Here is a 1,391-nt window from a genome sequence, read left to right on the forward strand (position 1 = left end):
TAATGCCAGTCAGTTAAGAGATTGACTGGCTTTTTCTTGGGTATTTTTGAGGTTTTCCTTTTACAACCCTTGGATAACTCCTCACTCTTCTCTCAGGTATAACATACCGATTAGATTTCTCCATTAAACTTTCCAGATGTTTGGGGAGATTACCTGCAGAAGCCAAAGAGTCGAATCTGAGTAAATTAAGAAGGGCAATAGATGCAATATGAAAACTGATTCTCAAAGGACTTACTTTAGCTCGTTGAGCCATATGTTTCATTTGTCGTCTCAGAACATTATAGGCAATCAAGACACCCCATAATTCTTGATAAATTAAGTCTGGTTGCTTGCTTCTTAAGAGCTTACCTTTCTGCAAATTGCTTTTAATTTCTCGGTAACACATTTCAATTTCCCAACGCTGAGCATATAACTTTGCCAAGGCTATAAGTGGGTATGTCTTTGAATCTAATAATGAAGTAATGTAACGTCTGATTTTTCCTGCCTGCTCAACTTCAATCAAACGTGCCTCCCAATAATCCCCTAACGTTGGGTTAAGCTTCTTGGCTCTAGGTGATATTGGCATCCTGATATGAAAATCATGTGGGGAATTCCGTTTAATAATTTCATAACGTAAATTATCTTTTGCTCGCATCAGCCAATGACTTGATTCTGCACGTGTTTGCCACCCTATTAGAAAATCAGCAGAGAAATAAGCTCGATCAAATAATGTAATACTTTGTGCTGGTGGAGATAATTGATTTGCTAATGTGAGTTCACCCTGATCCATACTGCCTATTTGGGCATCTATGATTTCATGGGTATTGGTATTGACTAGGCACGTGGCTCTCACTTGTGGGTAAGGTGCTACAGCAGTTTTACCTTTAGATGAGCCAAAATGATTAAAGTTCTCTTCGGTCAGCGGCATAGACCAAACCACCCCATCAACAGCACATATGCTAAGTCCTTGAAAGTTTGAATATTGTTGCTGTGTTTCATCAAACCATGCTTGGCTGAGCAGAGAGAATAAGGTACTTAAAGGCTCTTGTCCTAAACGTTGTCGTGCTTGGACTGCTGCACTAGGAACACAATATTCTGTTGTACCAAACACGAGGTTTAATTGCTCTACAACATAGCTGATGGGTTGATTTCGAAACAAGGCAAGCCCAATAACAAGCCAAACCACATGCTCAGCAGGTAATTTTCTCCTTCTGATTGATGCCTTACCTGTTTGATGCAGGCTTGTTTCAATCCAATTTAAATCAATAAGTTCACAAAAATGGTTGAGTGATGGGAGAGAATGTTCAAGAGTGGATTCTAAATGTTCAGATAAAGACATAAAAAAATGAGCGTATTTACATACACTCATTTTTACTACATTTTACTAAAATTTGCTTAACTGACTGGCATTA

General features: G+C 38.5%; 1 protein-coding gene. It reads right to left on the reverse strand.

Annotated elements, in window-relative coordinates:
- Positions 1 to 13: 13 nt before the first annotated feature.
- Positions 14 to 1,318 (reverse strand): IS4 family transposase, encoded by a 1,305-nt coding sequence (locus tag FTU01_RS15445; protein WP_159124594.1) that lies wholly within the window; start codon positions 1,316 to 1,318, stop codon positions 14 to 16.
- Positions 1,319 to 1,391 lie beyond the last annotated feature (73 nt).

It is taken from the genome of Acinetobacter sp. YH12043 (assembly GCF_013419915.1).
GTDB lineage: Bacteria > Pseudomonadota > Gammaproteobacteria > Pseudomonadales > Moraxellaceae > Acinetobacter.